The sequence below is a fragment of the Kitasatospora sp. NPDC057692 genome (assembly GCF_042799475.1).
Lineage (GTDB): Bacteria > Actinomycetota > Actinomycetes > Streptomycetales > Streptomycetaceae > Kitasatospora.
The window spans coordinates 1-19,278 of sequence record NZ_JBHVIV010000039.1; the positions used below are offsets into that span (position 1 = coordinate 1).

Sequence of the window (19,278 nt, forward strand, 5' to 3'; positions counted from 1 at the left end):
GGCACTACGCCGTGCAGGCCGTCGCCCACATGCACAACCTCGCCCGAACGACCTGAACCAGCAGGTCAGAACCCACACCGACCCGCATGCCCCCGGACATCCGCGACAGGCCCTAGCACTGCTGCGCGCTCCCGGAGCCGAGGAGCGGCTCGCCCGGGGCGTCAGGGGCGCTCGCCGGCTCGGCGGGGCGGGTGCTCCGGAACTCGTCGACGGCGGTGTAGTCGTGCTTCGCACTGGGCCAGAGGAAGGTGATCTGGTCCAGCGCGTCCAGGGGCCTGGCGTCGATCAGGGCGAAGACCGCCAGCCGGGTGCCGTCGGTCGTCTCGTCGCGGACGGGCCGGTACCGGTTGCCGGCCGTGTCCCGCACGGTGATGGGGCCGGGGCCGGCTCCGGCGAGGACCAGGGTGACGATCAGGGTGTCGCCCCTGGCGACCGGGCTCCTGACCGGCAGCGACTCCCCGGTGGTGGCGGCCGCGTCGAGCGGGGCGGCGGCCAGGTTGTCGCTGATCCGGCCGAGGAAACCGCACGGGCCCGGCGGCTCGGCCCCGACCGGGCGGGTCGGCCGGTCGCCGGCGGCGGCGCCGCTCTCACCGGTGACCGGGGCGGCGGACAGGAGCACGGCCAGCAGGGCGGCGAGCAGACCGCCGGCCGACAGGACGGGCCGTACGGGGCGCCGACGGGCGGATCGGCGGCGTCCCGTCCGGTCCGGTTCCCGCGGCGGCTGCGGCGGACGCGGCGGACGCAGCGGCTGCGGCGGACGCGGTGCCGGCTCGGATGCCGGAGGCTGCGGCGGCCGCGGCGGACGCGGTGCCGGCTCGGATGCCGGAGGCTCGGCAGCGGCGGGCGGGCGCGGGGCCGGCGGCTCGGCCGACTGCTCCCGCACCTGGATGCGCTGCCAGGCGCATCGCCAGCGCGCGAGCTCCTCAGCGGGCACGCCGCAGGCGGTCGCGAGCGCCAGCACCCGGTCCAGGGGCGGCAGCCTGGTGCGCCGAGGGCTCATGTCGCCCGAGAGGGTGCTGCGCGGAAGGCCGGTACGGCGCTCCAGTTCGCGCAGCGACGGATTGCCGGACCACGCCTTGACCGCCCGGAGCCGGCGGACGAACTCCTGCGGTGTGGTCGCTCCGCCCGGATCGGGCCTGGTCGCCGCAGCCCGCTCCGGTAACCGGTCCGGTTCCCTGCTCAGGTCTCGCTCGGTCATGTGCCCCCCTGGAGTGATCGGTTCGATCGGCCGATCGCGGCGCCGCATGCGCCGGGGACCATCCTGGCCAACACCAACTGATCACTCCATGGCGTTCGCTTGGCGTTCTATCATGACCTATTGTCAGGGGCCCGTCAGGGCCGTGGGCCGGGGGTCACCGACGGGGGACGCGTTGCTGGGGGACTTCGGAACGCTACTGCGCCAGTACCGGTACGCGACCGGGTGGACGCAGGAGGAGCTCGCGGAACGGTCGGGCATCTCGGCGCACGCGATCAGCGTGCTGGAGTCGGGACGGCGGCGGCCCCGGCTGTCCTCGGTGGCGCGGCTGGCCACGGCCCTGGGGCTGGAGGCGGCCGACCGCGACCGGCTGCTCTCCGCGGCGCGCGGGGAGCCGGAGCCGCCGCCCGGCGCGGAGCCGGTCGACCAGGTGGTGCCCCGGCTGCTGCCGTACGCCGTCCCGGACTTCACCGGACGGCGCGAGGAGGTGGACCGGCTGCTCGCCCTGGCCGCCGGAACGGGCGGCGCCCGGGCCCGTCCGCTGGTGATCTCGGCCATCGACGGCATGGCCGGTGTCGGCAAGACCGCCCTGGCCGTCCATGTCGCGCACGCCCTCGCCGGCCGGTTCCCCGACGGGCAGCTCTTCGTCGACCTGCGCGGCTTCACCCCGGGCCAGCGGCCGCTCGCACCGGGCGCGGCGCTGGCGAGTCTGCTCCGGGCGGCCGGTGTCAGCGAGAGCGCGCTGCCGCCGCACACCGAGGAGCGCGCCCGGCTGTGGCGCAGCCGGGCGGCGGGCAGGCGGTACCTGGTGGTGCTGGACAACGCCGTCGACGCCGAGCAGGTCCGCCCGTTGATCCCCGGCGGCCCGCGCTGCCTGGTGCTGGTGACGTCCCGGCGGCGCATGCCCGCGCTGGACGGGGCGGTCGGCGTGCCGCTGGACGTGCTGAGCCACGACGAGGCCGTGGAGCTGTTCGCCCGGGTCGCCGGACCGGAGCGGGTCGCGGGCCACGCCGCCACCGTGGACGAGATCGTCGCGCAGTGCGGACGGCTGCCGCTGGCGCTGCGGATCGCCGCCGCCCGGCTGGCGCACCATCCCGCCTGGACGCCGGTCGAGCTGCTGCAGCGGATCCGGCGTCCGCAGCGGTTATTGACCGAGCTCTCCAACCAGGACCAGAGCGTCGCGGCGGCCTTCGTGGAGTCCTACCACTCCCTCACCGCGGCGCAGCGGCGCGCGTTCCGGCTGGCCGCGCTGCACCCCGGTGAGGACGTCACGCCGCATGCCCTCGCCGCCCTGGCCGACGCACCGCTGGACGAGGCCGAGGAACTCCTGGAGGCGCTGCACCAGCACCACCTGCTGATCGAGCACAGGGCCTTCCGGTACACCTTCCACGACCTGCTGCGCACCTTCGCCGGTGAACTGCTCGCCCGGGACGCGCCCACCCCCCTCCCGCGGGCCGCGCTCGTCCGGCTGTTCGACCACTACCGCCACACCGCCGCCTCGGCGATGGACCTGCTGGCCCCGCTGGAGCGGCATCACCGGCCGCAGCCGCCCACACCGCCCGGCGGCGCCCCCCTGGTGTTCACCGACGGGGCGGAGGCGGCGGACTGGCTGGCCCTGGAGCACGCCAACCTGCTGGCCCTCACCCGCCACGCCGCCGACGCCGAGCTGCCGGAGTACGCGGCCGACCTGCCGGCGATCCTCTGGCGCCACCTCAAGCGCCACCTGCCCGCCCACGAGGCCCTCGGCCTGGGGGTCCGCGCCCTGCGGGCCACCCGGCGGCTCGGCGACCCGGCCGGCGAGGCGGCCGCGTTACGGCATCTCGGGCTGGTCCATTACCAGTTGGGCGACTTCCCGCAGGCGCTCGACCTCCTCCACCAGGCCCTGGAGATCCGGCGGCGGAGCGGGGACCGCGGCGGCGAGGCCCATGTCCTGGCCAATCTGGGCCTCACCCTGACCCGGACGGGGCGCCTGGAGGAGGCCCTCGACCACCTGCGGCGGGCACTGTCGCTCAGCCGGGAGATCCCCGAGCCGGCGGTCGAGACGATCGCCCTGACCAATCTGGGGCCCACGCTGACCAGGCTCGGCCGGCTGCCGGAGGCCCTGGAGCTGCACCGCGAGGCGCTGGAGTTCCACCGGCGCAGAGGCAACCGCCTCGGCCAGGCCATCGCGCTCAACCAGCTGGGCGAGCACCAGCAGCGGCTGCAGCTGCACCTGGAGGCCCTCGACCTGTACCAGGAGGCCCTGGAGCTGCACCGGGACCTCGGTGACACCTTCGGTCAGGCCGAGTCGCACACCCTGCTCGGCGACGCCCTGCTGGCCCTGGACGCTCCGGCGAGCGCCCTCGGGCACTACCGGGCCGCGATCGAGTACCTGCCGCACACCGGTGAGCGGTACAACCTCGGCCGCATCCACGTCGGGCTGGCGCGCACGCACCAGCGCCTGGGCGAGCCCGACACCGCCCGGAGGCACGCCGAACAGGCGGTCGAGATCCACACCTCGCTGAACGTCCCGGAGGCGGAGGAGGCGCGGGCCCTGCTCGACTCCCTGGCGGAGTGACCCGGACGGCCTCGCGGGGCGTCCGCCACGGCCCCGGGCCGCCGGAGTCCCCCGTACTCCGGCGGCTCGGGACCGTGCTCAGGCGGGCGGGGCCGTGCTCAGGCGGGCGGGGCCGCCGCGGGGGCCCGCTCCCGCCACGCTCGGCGCGCCCCGGTCAGTTGATCGGGCCGCAGGCCCAGGTGTTGTTGTTGGCCGTGTCGATCAGACACGCCTCCAGGCTCTGGCCCGGCCCGTCGTACCACCATTGGGACGGGTTGCTGCTGGGGGTCGCGCCGGCGGCGCCCAGCCATTTCCAGGCGTTCCGGTCGAGGAACAGGGCGAGGGGAAGGAAGGCGACGGGCGCCCGGCGGGGCGAGGCGGCTGTGGACGGCGAGCGCCGGCGCGGTGCCGAGGAGGAAGGGCAGGGTCACGCTGGCGTGGCTGATCGGCAGGGCCTGGCGGGTGCGGCGGTGGAGGTGGGTGAGGTCGTGGTCGAGGGCGACGAGGAAGACGAAGGTGGCGACGCCGAGCTGGGCCGGCGGGGCGAGTTGAGCGGTGACGGGCGGGCGGCAGGACGGCGTGAACACCGCGCCCGGTCACCCCTCGACCTCCCGGTACAGACGCGTCCTGAACACCCCGGACAGGCCCGTGCTGACCGTCGCCGCGACGGCTGTCAGCAGGCCGGCGCACGCAACGGCGAGGACGGCCGTCAGGTGGCCGTCGGAACTCAGCCCCAGGACGAGGATCGTGAGCACCGGCGCGGTCGCCACCAGGCCGGGCAGCGAGATCCAGATCGAGCCCCGGACGATCCGCCAGCCGTCGCTGCCGCAGAGCTGCCGGGCGCGACGCATCGCGTCACGCACGCCGAGGCCGTCGATCATCATCGCAGGCAGCGTCAGGTAGGTCACCACGACCCAGCCGATCCCGAACAGCCGCTCCAGCAGCGGCCCGACCAGCGGCACCCGGTCCAGCAGCGACCCGACCGACACCGCCACGATCCCGACCAGGGCCCACAGGGCGATCACCGGCAGCCGCCCGGCGGCCGCGGCACAACTGCGGCCGATCCTCACGGGCCGCCCCTGCAACGCCTGGTCCGCGGCCAGGATCAGGACGGCGTTGGCGTACGTCCCGACCAGCGTCGCCACGACGACCCCGACGACGGCGAGCGCGACGCCCGCCGCGCCGGCGCCGTCCTCCGACCAGAGCCCGGACCCGACCACGACCAGCGCCCCGACCATCGCCGCCGGCACCACCCAGGCGCCGCCGGCCAGCAGCAGCAGACGCTTGTGCTCCCGCAGCACACGTGCGGATGCCCTGACGGGCCTGTTCCTACTCAATCGCCCCACCCTCGCCCACCGGTTCCCTGCTCACTCCCAGGGGTTGGTCCCCGACTCCCATCCCGCCTCTTCGTCCCGGTCGTGCAGGAACCGCGGTTGGGCGACATCACGGAGCGAGGTGTCGCTGATCGGCCACTCGTCGAAGTCGTCGTACACCGACCGGAGCAGGAACTCGACCATGCCGTACGGGAAGACGGACCAGGCGGCCTCCATGCGCGAGTACACGGCGACCGGCCACCGGTCCGGGTCCGGGTCCGGGTCGGCCGTGATCCACGCGAGCGTGTCGGCCGCGGCGCCTTCGACTGCACGGGCACCGCCCCGGGAGAGCTCGAAGGCGCCCTGGCCTTCCGCAAACTCCTCACCCGCTTCCCCTCCCTGCGCCTCGCCACCCCACCCCGAACCTGCGCACCGTCCTCCGCGGCTGCACCCGCGTCCCGGTCACCCTCGGCCCGACGGGCGGCACCGGATCCTGACGCATCGCCAGGCAGGGTACTCCCGCAGCGAGTCAGCGTGCGGCCACCCGCGGTCGGAGCGCACCGACCTGCTCGGCTACCTGGGCTGCCGCGTCGGGCCCGTTCAGCAGGATCATGCCGGCCGGTGCGCCGGCCAACGCGGAGTCCACTGCGGTGATCCGCAATGAGGGTACAGCGGAGGCGAGGGTCGGCCCCGCCTGACCGAACGGCGTTCCAACGGTGACGATCATGTCGCAGCGCTGAGTGACCAGCCCGGCAAGGTACGGCGCCGCCTGTTCCGCTCCGGTGACGGGTGTGATCATCTGCTGGACGCTGGTGTCATGCTGCCGTCCGGCGGTCTGCATCGCCGCCCAGACCGCGGCAACGGCACCGCTACCCGTGGCCGTGGCGGTGTCGGCAGCCAGGCAGGCGGTCGCGCGCCCGGAGACGTCGTTCACCGCCACTGCCAGCCGGGAATCCCGGTCTCCGGGCTCGCGAAGGACGAGCAGGCCGGAGACGGCCAGTCCGATTGCGAGACAGCTGCCCGCAGCGGTGAGCAGTCGGCGACGGCCGCGGAGGCGCGAGCGGACGGACATATACGGGACCTTCCATGAGAGTGTGCGCGCGGCCGGGACGGGTCAACGCCGACGGCCACCGGGGGCTTTCCGCGGTCGATCGCCCCGCTGACCGGGCCGGCCCACCACGACGGTGGCCGAGGCGGACTTCCCGAGTGTCCCCCCGGCCGCGCGGTGACGCCGACGCCAGGCGATTCCGGTGGCCCCGGCGGCCAGGACCGATACGGCGACGGCACCGGCGGGCAGGACGGGAAATCCGGATTCCGACGGTTCTTCCGCCATCGGCCGGAGCAGCGGATTGTCGCGCTCTTCCGGGTCGTTCACGACCGTGAGCGCGGCAAGCGGGTCCAGTCGGCCGTATCCGAATTGCGCGTCAGGACGCTTGTGGCGTTCGACCGTTGTGGAGATGAGCCGGTGAATCACCTGTCCCGCGCTCAGGTTCGGCTGGTGCGACCGTATCAGTGCAGCGGTCGCCGAAACATAGGCGGCGGCGTAGCTGGTGCCGTCGGCCTGGACGTAACCCCCCTGGTCGTTGGTGGAATAGATTCCGGTGGCCGGCGCCGCGATGGTGATTCCTCTGCCGGACTCACTGGGCAGCCAGAACGCTCCGGTTTCGTCGACCCCGGAGACCGAGACCACTCCGGGGAACGCCGCCGGGTACATGGCGGGGTTTCCGCGGTCCCCGTCGTTCCCGGCGGAGGCGACGACGATGACGTCCTTGCCCAGCGCGTAGGTGACGGCCTGCTTGAGCAACGGATCCGGATCCGGCGAGCCCACGGAAACATTGACGACCTGGGCGCCGTGGTCGGCCGCCCAGACGATCCCGCGCGCCACCAGGGACGCCGGGATCTGGCCGCCGCCACCGACCCGGACCGGAAGGACGTTCGCGTCCGGAGCCAGCCCGGTCATTCCAGTGCCGCCGCTCCCGCCGGTCGCAGCGATGATGCCCGCCACGGCCGTGCCGTGGGAGTCCCCGGAGGTGTCGGTCCGGCCGTCACCGCCCTCGCCCACCAGACTGACGCCCGGCAGGATCCGGCCCTCCAGATCGGGGTGGCCGGCCGCGACCCCGCTGTCGACCACGGCGACGACCGCCCCCGAGCCACGACTGACCGCCCAGACCTCCTCCGCCCTGAAGTGGCCGGAGTCGAGCGGCCACTCACCAGCACGGATGGAGTCGGCATGACCGGCCGAAGAGCCGAGCAGCACAGCCGAAACGGCGACGCCGAACGCACCACCGGCGTGGACAATGCGGCGCCAAACAGTCATGAGAGGTGCTCCCGGGCCGAATTGGACGACTGCGCGAAAGGGAGATTCGCCGGACGACGGCCGATCGTATACGCGATCGACCGGCAGCCGCCCCCGGAGTCGCAACGGATCCAGGTTTTAACAGAGCTTTGCCGAGGTGATCCAGTATCAAATGCGGATATACGTCGGCAATCCACTGGAAGGCCCGCCGGCCGGCTCTGGACAGCGCTCGCATGCGATCGATACAAGATGGGTCGGCCACTCGCGGGGAGTGCCCATCGTGATGTTTGGGGGACGGCCTTGCGCCGCTTGTGGTTCCACTCGCCTTCCACGGCCGTTCGCGGCGGCAGACGCTCACTCGGGAGCACCGACCGCTCGGCGGCCGGCCGCGCACCACACGGGCCGTGGGCCCGACGGCCTGTCGTGCGCTGGCTGACGGTGCTTCTGTGCGTCCTTCTCGTCGACACCGTCGCCGTCCAGTCCGCCGAGGCGTTCACCCAGCGGCGCGCCGCGTCGGGCACCCCGTCGGCGGCGCCCCGGACGCCGGAGCAGCCGACCGGTGACCCGGGCGGGAGAGGGCACCGGGCCACCGCTGCCGACACCTCCCGTCCTGGTGGCGAAGGGGTCTCGGCCGGCCACACACCCACGGCAGGGGAGCTCCCGGAACGAACGGACACGCAGAATCCGGGCCCGCAGCACGAGCCCGAGCCGCGGAAGCCCGTGAACGGCGAACAGGTGGCGGCTCCGGACCTGTCCGGAAGGCGCGGGGCCGGAAGGGAGGCTTCCGCGAAGAGTCAGGGCGAGGCGGCCTCCCGGCAGGCCTCCCCGACCAAGGAGTCCTCCACCGACTGGACGGCGCCTGCGGATCCCGCCGCCGGCGCCGTCGAGGTCACCGCGCAGCGCACCCCGACCACGTCCGTCTTCGAGAACCCCGACGGCACGAAGACCATGCGTGTCTACAGTCGGCCGGTCCACTACCGAAAGGCCGACGGCACCTGGGCGGACATCGACACCGGTCTGTCCCGCCGCCGCGACAACCGGTGGACCGAAGCCGCGAACGACCAGGCACTGAGCTTCGCACCCGGCGCCGACAGCCCTGCCCTGCTGGAGTGGGCGCTCGACAGCACGCACCGGCTCTCCTACAGCCTCCAGGGCGCCAAACCCGTGGCAGCCGTGGCGCGGGCCGACACCCTGACCTACCCGGGCGCACTGCCGGATGCCGATGTCGTGTACAACACTCTGGCCGCCGGCATCAAGGAGTCGCTGGTCCTGCACACCGGATCCGCACCGATGAGCTGGGTGTTCCCGCTGTCCGTCACCGGGCTGTCCCCCGCCCTTGACGCATCGGGCAACGTACGGTTCACGGACGAGGCCGGCCAGGTCCGGATGACGATCCCGCACGGGTTCATGGAGGACTCGGCGGTCGACCCGAGCTCCGGCGAACCCGCGCACTCCGACGGTGTCACCTACCGGCTCACCGACATCGGCGGGAAGCCCGCCCTCGTCATGGACCTGGATGCCGAGTGGCTCAAGGACCCCCGGCGGGTCTTCCCGGTGAAGGTCGACCCCACGGGGCAGACAGGCGCAACCAGGTCGACCTACGTCGACTCCAGCAACTCCTACAACCACGCGAGCGAGGACACGCTCAAGGTCGGAAGCTACAACGGGGCGGCCTCCTCCGACATCAGCTACCTGGTGTTCGACTCCCTCGGCTCCAACCTCGGCAACATGTACGTCCAGAAGGCGGAACTGAACCTCAACGCGATCTGGAGCGGCGGATGCCTCCAGCGCGAGGTGGCCGTGCACGCCATCACCTCGGCCTGGTCACCGTCCGGTGTCACCAACGCCTCGCAGGTTCCATTCGACCCGGCGGCGATCGCCTCCGCCTCCTTCAAGGCGCCCAACAGCAACTACTGCCCGGGCTCACCGGTGACGGTCCCGTTCAACCTCGGTGACTCGCCGACGGCCGCAGGCGTGCAGTTGGTCAACGGCTGGACCCACGGCGCCGCCAACTACGGTTTCGCGCTGACCTCCGACATCCATGACATCCAGGCATGGAAGAAGTTCGACAGCGTCAACACCAACTACCCGCCGTTCCTGAAGCTCACCTACGTCGACTGGGCGGCGAGCTACTCCGTTCCCCCGGCCTACACCCCGCCGACCTACAACTCACCGGGCTCGCAGCAGGTCACCATGACCAATCTGGCGGCGAACTGGTGGAACTCCGACAGCATGCGGGTCCGGCCCCGGTTCTACGACGCGAACTGGAACGAGCAGTGGCCCGGTGCGGCGACCACCACCGGTGTCCCCTGGCTGGTGAAGTCCGGCGAGTCGGTGACCTTCGACGCCGTCATTCCCCCGATGGCGCCCGGGCAGCGCTACCAACTGTGCTGGGACGGCCTGGTCAACGGCACATACTCGTTGCTGGACAACTTCGGCATCCCTTACCAGAACTGCACCTGGGTCGAGGCGGTCAACGTCGACCCGCAACTCGACGTCATGGCCCCGCTCTCCAACGCCATCGTCGGCGTGCTGCAGCCTCAGCTCTACGCGACCGGACACGACCCGGACAACTTCCCCGGATACGGGCTGGACTACGACTTCCGCGTCTACACGAACCCCTCCTCCGGGTCGCCGGAGCTGATCACCGAGTCGGGCTGGCAGCCGAACACGTCATGGGCCGTGCCGGCCGGCCTCCTGGACTGGGGCAAGAGCTACCTGTGGAACGCCAAGGTCGGTGACCACCGGGGCGAGAGCTGGCTGTCGAACACCGCGTCGTTCTCCACCGAGGTCCAGCAACCGCTGATCACCTCCCACCTGGGCGGCGCGGCCGGCGACGCCTCCGGCCGGACCTTCGACCCGAAGGTCGGCAACTACACGACCGAGGCGACGGACGCCGAGGTGAAGACCGTCGGGCCGGCCCTCACGGTCACCCGTTCCTACAACTCGCTCGACCCGCGGACGTCGACCCTGTTCGGTGCCGGCTGGACCACCGCGTTCGACATGCGGGTCCAGCCGGACGCCGACGGCACCGGCTCGGTCGTCCTGACCACCGCGAGCGGCCGGGCCGCCCGGTTCGGCGCGGACCCCCGGGGCGGCAATGTCTTCACGCCGCCACCCGGCGAGTTCGAATCCCTGAGCACCGCCCCCGGCGGAGGCTTCGACCTGATGGTCAAGGGCGGGACGCGTTACGAGTTCCACACCCCCTCCGGCGGCGGCTACGCCCTGTCGTCGGTGACGGACGCCAACGGCCACCGGCAGAGCCTCGACTACACCAACGGCCGGCTCGGCACGGTGACGGACACCGCGTCGAACCGCTCCCTCCACTTCGAATGGACCGCCGACGGCCGACACGTCGCACGGGTCTACACCGACCCCGCGTACGGAACGGACTGGAACACGGCTCTGACGTGGACCTACACCTACAACGCCTCTTCCCCGGACGAACTCGACCAGGTCTGCACCCCGCCCGCCGGCGCCAACACCGCGAGGCCGTGCACCACCTACACCTACAGCCGGGGATCGCACCTGAAGTCGGCGGTACTCGACTCCGCCCCCGTCTCCTACTGGCGTCTCGGCGAACGCTCCGGCGGTACCGCCGCCAGCGAGGTGATCGAGAACCAGGGCAACGACAACGCCCGATACTCCGCGAGCGGCGTCACGCTCGGCACGCCCGGACCGACCGCCTCCACGGCCACGGCCGCCACCTTCGACGGGTCCTCCGGCTACGTGTCCCTGCCCCAGAGCGTCCTCGACACCTCCTCGTACACCTCGGTCGGCCTCTGGTTCAAGACCTCCTCGTGGGGAGTGCTCTTCAGCTACCAGGCGGACTCCTTCCCCGGAAACGGCACGACACCCGCGATGTACACACCGGCCCTCTACGTCGGTGCCTCCGGGAAGCTCCACGCCAAGTTCTGGAACGGTCCCTCCAACACCATCGACTCCGCCGCTGTCGTGAATGACGACAAGTGGCACTTCGCGCTGCTCTCGGCGGCCGGCACCTCCCAGACCCTCTACCTGGACGGACAGCCTCAGGGCAGTCTTCCGGGCGCCGTGATCGCACCCGGCCAACGCTCCGAGGCCGTCGGCGGAGGCTTCATCAGCGGCTGGTGGCCGGACACCCCTTACGACCACACCGGGCACGCGAACTACTTCGCCGGAAGCATCAGCGACGTCGCCTTCTACAACCGCGCACTCGGCGCCCCGACGGTCACCGCCCTCTGGGAGGCGGGAAGCCAGGCCGCTCCCGAACTGTCCGGGCTGAAGCTCCCCTCCGGCAAGAACAGGCTCACCGTCGCCTACGACACCCTCAACGACCGGGCGCAACAGGTCACCGACGAGAACGGCGGGACCTGGAAGCTCGACCCGCCCACCACCGCCGGCTCCTCCCAGGAGTACCGCGGCCAGGTGATGGGCTCCCGGCCGACCGGCTACTGGCGGCTCTCGGAGAGCGCGGGCGTCCAGGCGGCCAACCAGGTCTACACCGCGCGCCCCACGCCCAACAACGGCAGCTACTCCGAGGTGGCCCTCGGCGGGACCGGCCCGTTCCCCGGCACCTCGGGTGCCGCGACCTTCAACGGCAGTACCTCCTGGGCAGAACTGCCTGCCGCCTACGCCCCGCCGGCGGGCCCCGGCGCCCTCGGCCTGTGGTTCCGTACGACCGGCTCCGGCGTGCTGCTCTCCTACCAGTCCTTCCAGATCGGCGGACACTCCAACGGCACGACCGACCGCTGGAACCCGGCGCTGTACGTCGGCAACGACGGCCGTCTGCGGGCCCAGCTGTGGATGGGAGACGCCGGGCAGACGATGGTGACCCAGGGCCCGGTCAACGACGGCAACTGGCACTTCGCCGTGCTGTCCGCCGACAGTCCGGACACCCAGACCCTCTTTCTCGACGGCGCGCAGGCCGCGGGCCCGCTGAACGGCACCATCACGCCGAACGGCTCCGGTCACGTCTTCCTCGGCGCGGGCGCGGTCTTCGGCGGCTGGCCCGCACCGACGACCGACTCCGCCGGCCACTTCAAGGGCCAGATAGCCAACGTCGCCGCCTTCCCGCACGGGTTCGACGGCGCGCGCGTCGCCGCGCTCTACCGGACCGCCGTCGACAGCGGCCTCGCCCAGTACGACGCAGCGGTGCTGGACGCCCACCCCACCGGCTACTGGCGCCTCGACGACAAGGCCGGGAACCAGGCCTCCGAGGTGGTCTCGTCCGCCGCCCTGGCCCAGAACCGGGGCACCAACCACAACACCACCTGCTGCCAGAACGGCCCCTGGGCCTCTGGCGAATCGGCCGCCACGGGCTTCGACGGCACGACCTCCTACGTCCAGTTGCCCGGCAACATCGCTCCCAAGCCCTACGGCGCGACCACCGTCGAACTCTGGTTCAGGACCACCAAGCCCGGAGTGCTCTACGGCTACCAGTCGTTCCCGGTCGAAGGCAGGCCCAACGGCTCGACGGACCGGTGGAATCCGGCGCTGTACGTCGGTACCGACGGAAGGCTCCACGGCGCGATGTGGAGCGGGGACACCGCCGACAGCACCGTCTCGCCCGCGCCGGTCAACGACGGCACGTGGCACCACGCCGCCCTGGTCGGCGACCTCACCGGACAGACGCTCTACCTGGACGGCGTCAAGGCGGCCGACAACGCCACCGGCCGCCCGATCACCTACAACGGCTCCGCCTATGCCTACCTCGGCGCCGGAACCGTCGACAGCTGGCCCGAACGGCCCGCCGACTCCGCGGGCCACTTCGAGGGGACGCTGGCCGACTTCGCGATCTACAACTACGCCCTCACCGCCGGTTCCATCGCCGCCCACCGCCGCACCGGCACCCGGACCGGCACGAACAACGGGATCGACGCCGCAGGGGCCTACCGGGCCAACATCGTCCAGGACGGCGCCTACGGCTACTGGCGGCTGAACGACCCGGCCGGTTCCCGGTATGCCAACGCCGAACTGGGCACGGCGCTGCCCAACACCACCGCCGGCACCTACCAGGACGTCACCCTCAACGCCAACGGCCCGACCGACGACTACGACAACCAGCGGTCCGCGGTCTTCAACGGCAGCACGTCCTACGTCCAACTCCCCCCGGACGCCGCACCCGCCCGAGGGCCCGCCACCATGGAACTGTGGTTCAGGACCACCTCCGGCGGCCCCCTCTACGGCTACCAGGACTGGCCCGTCGACACCGCCCGACCCGACTACGCCCAGTGGAACGACGCGCTCTACGTGGGCTCCGACGGCCGACTGCACGGCCAGTTCTGGATGGGCTCGGCGGACTACACCCTGACCTCCGACCGCACCGTCAACGACGGGACCTGGCACCAGGCCGTCCTCGCGGCCGACGACAGCGGCCAGACGCTCTACCTGGACGGCCGACCGACGGCGACCGACAACGGCGGCCACCGGATCACCTTCAACGGTGCCCGGTTCGCCTACCTCGGGGCGGCGGAGACCCGGTTCTGGCCGGCCACGGCCGGCACCCACTTCAACGGATCGATCGCCGAGGCCTCGTTCTACCCCAGTCGCCTCGACGCGGACACCGTCGCCGCGCACTTCCGGTCCATGGGCAACGGAGGCGGCGCCACTCCCGTCACCACGGCCCGGGTGACCGATCCGACCGGCAACATCCTGACCTACCGCTACGACGTCCGCTCCGGCAAGAAGATCTCCACCACCGACGCCTACGGCAACAACACCCGCTACAGCTACGACACGGGTGGATTCCCACACACCGTCACCGACCCGAACGGCCACACCCGGACCACCGGGCACGACGCACGCGGCAACGAGGTCTCCCGCACCACCTGTCAGGACGCCACCCACTGCCAGACCAGCTACGCCCAGTACTACCTGGACGCGACCGCGGACCACCTCGGCGCCGCCAACGACACGATGACCGGCCAGTCCGACGCGCGCTCCAACGGCGCCGGGGACACGGCGTACCGCACCAGCTACTCCCACGGCGCCAACGGCGAGCTCAACGAGATCACCACACCCGCCACCCCCGACTTCCCGCAGGGCCGGAGCAGTTACCTCAGCCGCACCAGCGGCACCGAGGGAGCCGTCGGGTCCGACGGCGGGCCCGAGGCCGGCACCCAGCCACCTGGTCTACTGACCCAGCAGACCCCGTACGTCGACCGCGCCACCCACCCCGACGCGGCCTCGGTACCCGCCGGGCAGAGCACACGCCGCTCCTACAACGCGGCCGGCGACCTCACCAAGACCGTCACCCCCCTCGGTCTCACCACCACGTACACCTACAACAACCTCGGCCGCCTCACGTCGAGCACCGAGACCTGTGCCGACTGCGGGCCCGGCGCCACCCCGACCACCTCGACCACCACCTACACGTGGGACGGCCAGGGCAACCCCACCGGCCTGACCGAGCCCGCCACGACGGACGCCGTCACCGGGACCGTCCACACCGCACGCACCACCATCGTCTACGACCAGGACGGCAACCCCACCAGCCGAGCCACCTCGGACCTCACGGGCGGGGACAAGCCGCGCACCACCACCTGGACGTACGCCCCGAACCTGAGCCGGGTGGCGAAGACCACCGATCCGGCGGGGCGGTCCAACAGCTACGCCTACGACCAGTACGGCAACACGGTCTCCATGACGGACGCGGCCGGAACCAAGTACCGGTACTCGTACTCCCCCATGGGACACCTCCAGCAGACCGCCGTCGAGAACTACACCGGGAACCCGAACAACCCGGTCGCCCCGCGCTGGCAGGTCCTGGAAGCCCGCGCGTACGACCCCGCAGGGCGCCTGGCCTCGGTCACCGACGCCATGGGGCGGACCGTCCACACCTACTACTACGACGACGACACCGTCGCCGAGGTCGGCCTCGACGCCTTCCACACCTTCGCCCCGGCCACCCAGGCGTTCGACGGCGGCGTGCGCAACGTCGTGCTGGAGCGCAACACCTACGACGCGGCCGGCCATCTCACCCAACGCGTCACCGGCGGCGGCCGGACCACCGCCGTCAACACGTGGGACGCCGCGGGCCGCGCCACGAGCACCGTCCTGGACCCCGGCGGACTCAACCGGACCAGCGGCAAGGCCTACGACGCGGTCGGCAACGTACTGCGTGCCACCGTCGCCGACGCCAACGGGAGCCGGGAAACCGACTTCACCTACGACAACGGCGGAAACATCACCTCCCGGACGGTCAAGAACGCGCCGCAGGACTCCACGACGACGTTCACCTACGACCAACGCGGCCTGCCGCTGTCAACGACCAGCCCCAACGGCAACGTCAACGGCGCCGTGCCGGCCGCCCACACCACCACCTTCGTGCACGACGCGGCCGGGCGACAGGTCTCCGCCACGGCGCCACCGGTCGCCACGACCACCCTCGACCCCGTGACCGGACAGCCGATCACGCTGACCGCGGCGCCGCAGACCCGCACCGGCTACGACACCTTCGGCGAGACCACGTCGACGAGGGACGCGACCGGGAACGTCACCACGGTCACCCACTCCTTCGACGCTGCCGGTGAACACCTCGCCGTCGCGGGCAACACCTACACGGCTCCGGACGGCAGCGGTGCCTTCACGGCCGTGACCCGCACCGACTACGACGTCATGGGGCGGCCCAAGGTCCTCACCGACGCCGTGGGCGGCGTGACCACGCACGTGTACGACCAGCTCGGCAACCTCGTCGAACGCGATCTGCCGACGGTCGGCGGTGTGACTCCGAAGTGGCTCTACACCTACGACCTCAACGGTGAGACGCTGTCCACCAGCGACCCGACCGGCGCCGTCGAGCTGTCGACGTACGACGACCTCGGACGGCCCGTCACCCTCAGCAAGCTGGTCCGCCAGACCTCGCACGCGGCCGCCCCAGCCGGCTCCCCGCCCGTCACTCCCGCCGTGTACACCGGCAGCTTCGGGTACGACGACGCGGGAAACCGCACCACCATCGTCACGCCCAATCGGGAGACCAGCACCGTCGCCTACAACGCCGCGGACGAACGGATCCGCACGACCGACCCTCTGGGGAACACCACCACGACGTCCTACGACCTCGTCGGCGCGGCGGTGCGCACGACCCTGCCGGCCGACTCGTCCGGTGGCACCGGCCGTTCGCTCACCACGACGTACGACCGCGCGGGGCGGCCGATCGGCACCGCGAACCTCGACGAGAGCGGAGCCGTCGTATCGAGCGGCAGCATCGAGTACGACGCCGAGGGCAACCCCGTGGCGGCCACCGACGCGGACGGAAACACCAGCCGGACCGAGTACGACGTGCTCGGCCGGGTGGTCCGGCAGATCCAGCCGGTGGACGCCACCCACAACATCACCACCGCCTCGGGCTACGACGCGGCCGGTCACCGCACCCGCTACACCGACGGCAACGGGCAGAGCACGTACGTCACGTACAACAGCCTCGGCCTGGCGGAATCCACCGTCGAACCAGCCACCTCCGCGTACCCGAACCTCGCCGACCGCACCTACACGACGGTCTACGACCCGAACCTGCGGCCGGTCACCGCACTCAAGCCCGGCGGTGTGAAGACCCGAAACACCTATGACGGCCTCGGACGGCTCACCGCCCAGAGTGGAACCGGTGGCGAGGCCCCGGCCCCGGCCCGCGACCTCGGCTACGACCTCGCCGGACGGATCACCTCCGTCTCCACCCCGGGCGGCCGGCAGAGCTTCGCCTACGAGGACCGCGGCCTGCTGTGGTCGAGCTCGGGCCCGCAGGGCGAGGCGAGCTACAGCTACAACTCCGACGGGCTGCTCACCTCCCGGACCGACGCGACCGGCACAGCGGCATTCGGCTACGACGCGGCCGGGCGCGTCACGACCTTCGCGGACCCGCTGACGGGCCAGGCGGTCGGCTACTCCTACTACCCGTCCGGGGCCGTCCGGTCCATCGGCTACGGCACCGGCACCACCCGCTCGTTCACCTATGACGGGAAGCAGAACGTCCTGAGCGACACCCTCACCACCGCAGGCACCACCAAGGCGTCCCTGACCTACAGCTACTACGCTTCGGGCCGATTGAAGAGCCAGAGCACGACCGGACTCGCCGGAACCGGCAGTGCCGGCTACACGTACGACCGGGCGGGCCGCCTGACAGGCTGGAACAAGGCCACCGGCACGACCTCGTACGGCTACGACGACAACGGGAACCTCACCTCGTCGGGCGCCACGACGGCCGCCTACAACCAGCGGAACCAGCTGGTGACCGCCGGTGCCACTACGTACACCTTCACCGCGCGCGGCACCAGGTCCTCCGTGACGGGCGGCGGAAGCACCACGACGACCGGGTACAACGCGTTCGACGAGCTCGTGGCGGAGGGCGGCCGGACGTACGCCTACGACGGGCTGGGACGCCTGTCGTCCACCGCGGGCCGCTCGTTCGGCTACGCCGGCACGAGCACCCGGATCGTCTCCGACGGCACAGACGCCTACAGCCGGACGCCCGACGGCGGCTTGGTCGCCCTGGGCTCGGGCGGCGGCGGGGTCTTCGCCTACAGCAACCGCCACGGCGACCTTGTCGGCACCTTCACCGCCAACGGAACCAGCATGGCGAGTTCCGCCGCCTACGACCCGTGGGGCAAGCCGGACGGCAGCTCCGGAGCCGGCAACCGGATCGGCTACCAGGGCGGCTGGACCGACCCGGCCAGCGGCCGGGTGAACACCGCCAGCCGCTGGTACGACCCCGGCACCGCCGAGTTCACCAGCCGGGACGAGGCACCGCTGTCCACCACCACCGCGGCGGCCGCCAACCTGTACGCCTACGCCGAGGGCGACCCGGTGAACGCCGCCGACACCAGCGGACACCGCTCCTGCTCCCCGCTCCCGGTACCGGTTCCGCGGAGCGGTGGTCCGAGCGGCGGTGACGACGGCGACTCGCCCCCTCCCGCCCGGTCGACACCCCCGCCACCCGCCGCGGCCCCGGCACCGGCCCCGGCGCCTTCTCCCTACGGACTGGCCGCGCGTCAGGAGTTCGACCTTCAGCGCATGCTGGAGAAGGACCGCCTGGACAGCGTCCTCCACCCCTACTCGGGCGGCTGGCAGCCCTACTACGGAAACTCCTGGGTCACCGGCGGGGGCATATCCATCCTGTCCGGCTGGGGAGGCTGGAGCGCGCTCAGCGGCCTGTCTGTCGACTTCTCCTTCTTCGGCGGCCTGGCGCTGAACCCGTTCGGCCGCAACAGCTGTGACACGCCGACCCGGCGCCACAACGACCCCGTCACACCGAAGAAGACCACCCCGACCGCCGCACCGCCGAAGCCGGTCGACCCCCACACGATCGCCCCGAAGCCCTGCACCAGTTGCACCAGTCCGACCCCGGGATCGACCCCCCTCAACGGCCCCGAGCTCGGCCAGACACAGTCCGGCGAGGCCGAAGCGGTGCACTCCGGTCCCGGCTCGCCGTTCAACCCGGGGTCGCTCCAGGACCCGTTGACCGGGGGCTCGTCGGCCTTCCAACCGGGCCCGGGCCAACAGAACGTGCCGGCCGGCGCGAGTCAGGCGGACTGGGACGGTCTGGTCCAGCGATGCCAGTACTGGTACGGAAAGAGCGAGGGCGACTGCCGCAAGCTCCCTGTGATGGTGGTGGACGGGAAACGGACTCCCCGGATCGCCGTCAACGATCAGTCCGCCATCGACGCAGGGCACCCGTTCCTGCTGAACGCCCTGAGGAACCAGGCCGAGGCCGACCGGAACCGGGAGCTCGCCGGCTGCAAGTCCGCCTGGGAAGGGCCGCAGAGCTGCGACGAGTATCCCTTCGCCTCCACGTTCCAGGGCGGGGTCGGTGCGCAGACCCTGGGAGTGCCCGTGTGGGAGCAGAGGATCCAAGGACCGGACATCTCGGGTTTCTACGCCCGCAACCGAATCAAGCGAGGGGACGAGTTCCTGGTCCTGGTCGTCAACGTGAAGCGGTACGGAGGGGTCTACTATGCCGGATAGG

General features: G+C 71.8%; 7 protein-coding genes. 2 read left to right on the forward strand and 5 right to left on the reverse strand.

Annotated features, from left to right (window positions below; genetic code table 11):
• Positions 1 to 112: 112 nt before the first annotated feature.
• Entirely contained in the window at positions 113 to 1,198 is a 1,086-nt protein-coding gene (locus ACFVFS_RS22055; RefSeq protein WP_380626307.1) for a helix-turn-helix domain-containing protein, read from the reverse strand.
• A gap of 172 nt (positions 1,199 to 1,370) precedes the next feature.
• Between ACFVFS_RS22055 and ACFVFS_RS22060 the strand changes: the two genes are divergently transcribed.
• A complete protein-coding gene (locus ACFVFS_RS22060) occupies positions 1,371 to 3,752 on the forward strand; it encodes an ATP-binding protein (RefSeq protein WP_380626308.1) in 2,382 nt (793 codons plus the stop codon).
• Positions 3,753 to 4,327: 575 nt separating this feature from the next.
• Here the strand turns inward: ACFVFS_RS22060 and ACFVFS_RS22065 are convergent.
• The 4 genes from ACFVFS_RS22065 to ACFVFS_RS22080 form a co-directional block, all read right to left on the reverse strand.
• Complete coding sequence (locus tag ACFVFS_RS22065) at positions 4,328 to 5,032, reverse strand: DUF6159 family protein (RefSeq protein ID WP_380626309.1); 705 nt, start codon at positions 5,030 to 5,032, stop codon at positions 4,328 to 4,330.
• A 66-nt stretch (positions 5,033 to 5,098) separates the two neighbouring features.
• Positions 5,099 to 5,293 carry a hypothetical protein gene (locus tag ACFVFS_RS22070; protein WP_380626310.1) on the reverse strand — a complete coding sequence of 65 codons (195 nt, stop codon included), beginning with the start codon at positions 5,291 to 5,293 and terminating at the stop codon, positions 5,099 to 5,101.
• A 280-nt stretch (positions 5,294 to 5,573) separates the two neighbouring features.
• Positions 5,574 to 6,116 (reverse strand): hypothetical protein, encoded by a 543-nt coding sequence (locus ACFVFS_RS22075; protein WP_380626311.1) that lies wholly within the window; start codon positions 6,114 to 6,116, stop codon positions 5,574 to 5,576.
• Between the two features lie 42 nt (positions 6,117 to 6,158).
• Positions 6,159 to 7,361: a S8 family serine peptidase gene (locus ACFVFS_RS22080; protein WP_380626312.1), complete on the reverse strand. Its 1,203-nt coding sequence runs from the start codon at positions 7,359 to 7,361 to the stop codon at positions 6,159 to 6,161.
• A 699-nt stretch (positions 7,362 to 8,060) separates the two neighbouring features.
• Between ACFVFS_RS22080 and ACFVFS_RS22085 the strand changes: the two genes are divergently transcribed.
• The gene (locus ACFVFS_RS22085) at positions 8,061 to 19,277 is read left to right on the forward strand and encodes a LamG-like jellyroll fold domain-containing protein (RefSeq protein WP_380626313.1); all 11,217 of its coding nucleotides are present in this window, start codon (positions 8,061 to 8,063) and stop codon (positions 19,275 to 19,277) included.
• Position 19,278: the final 1 nt, after the last annotated feature.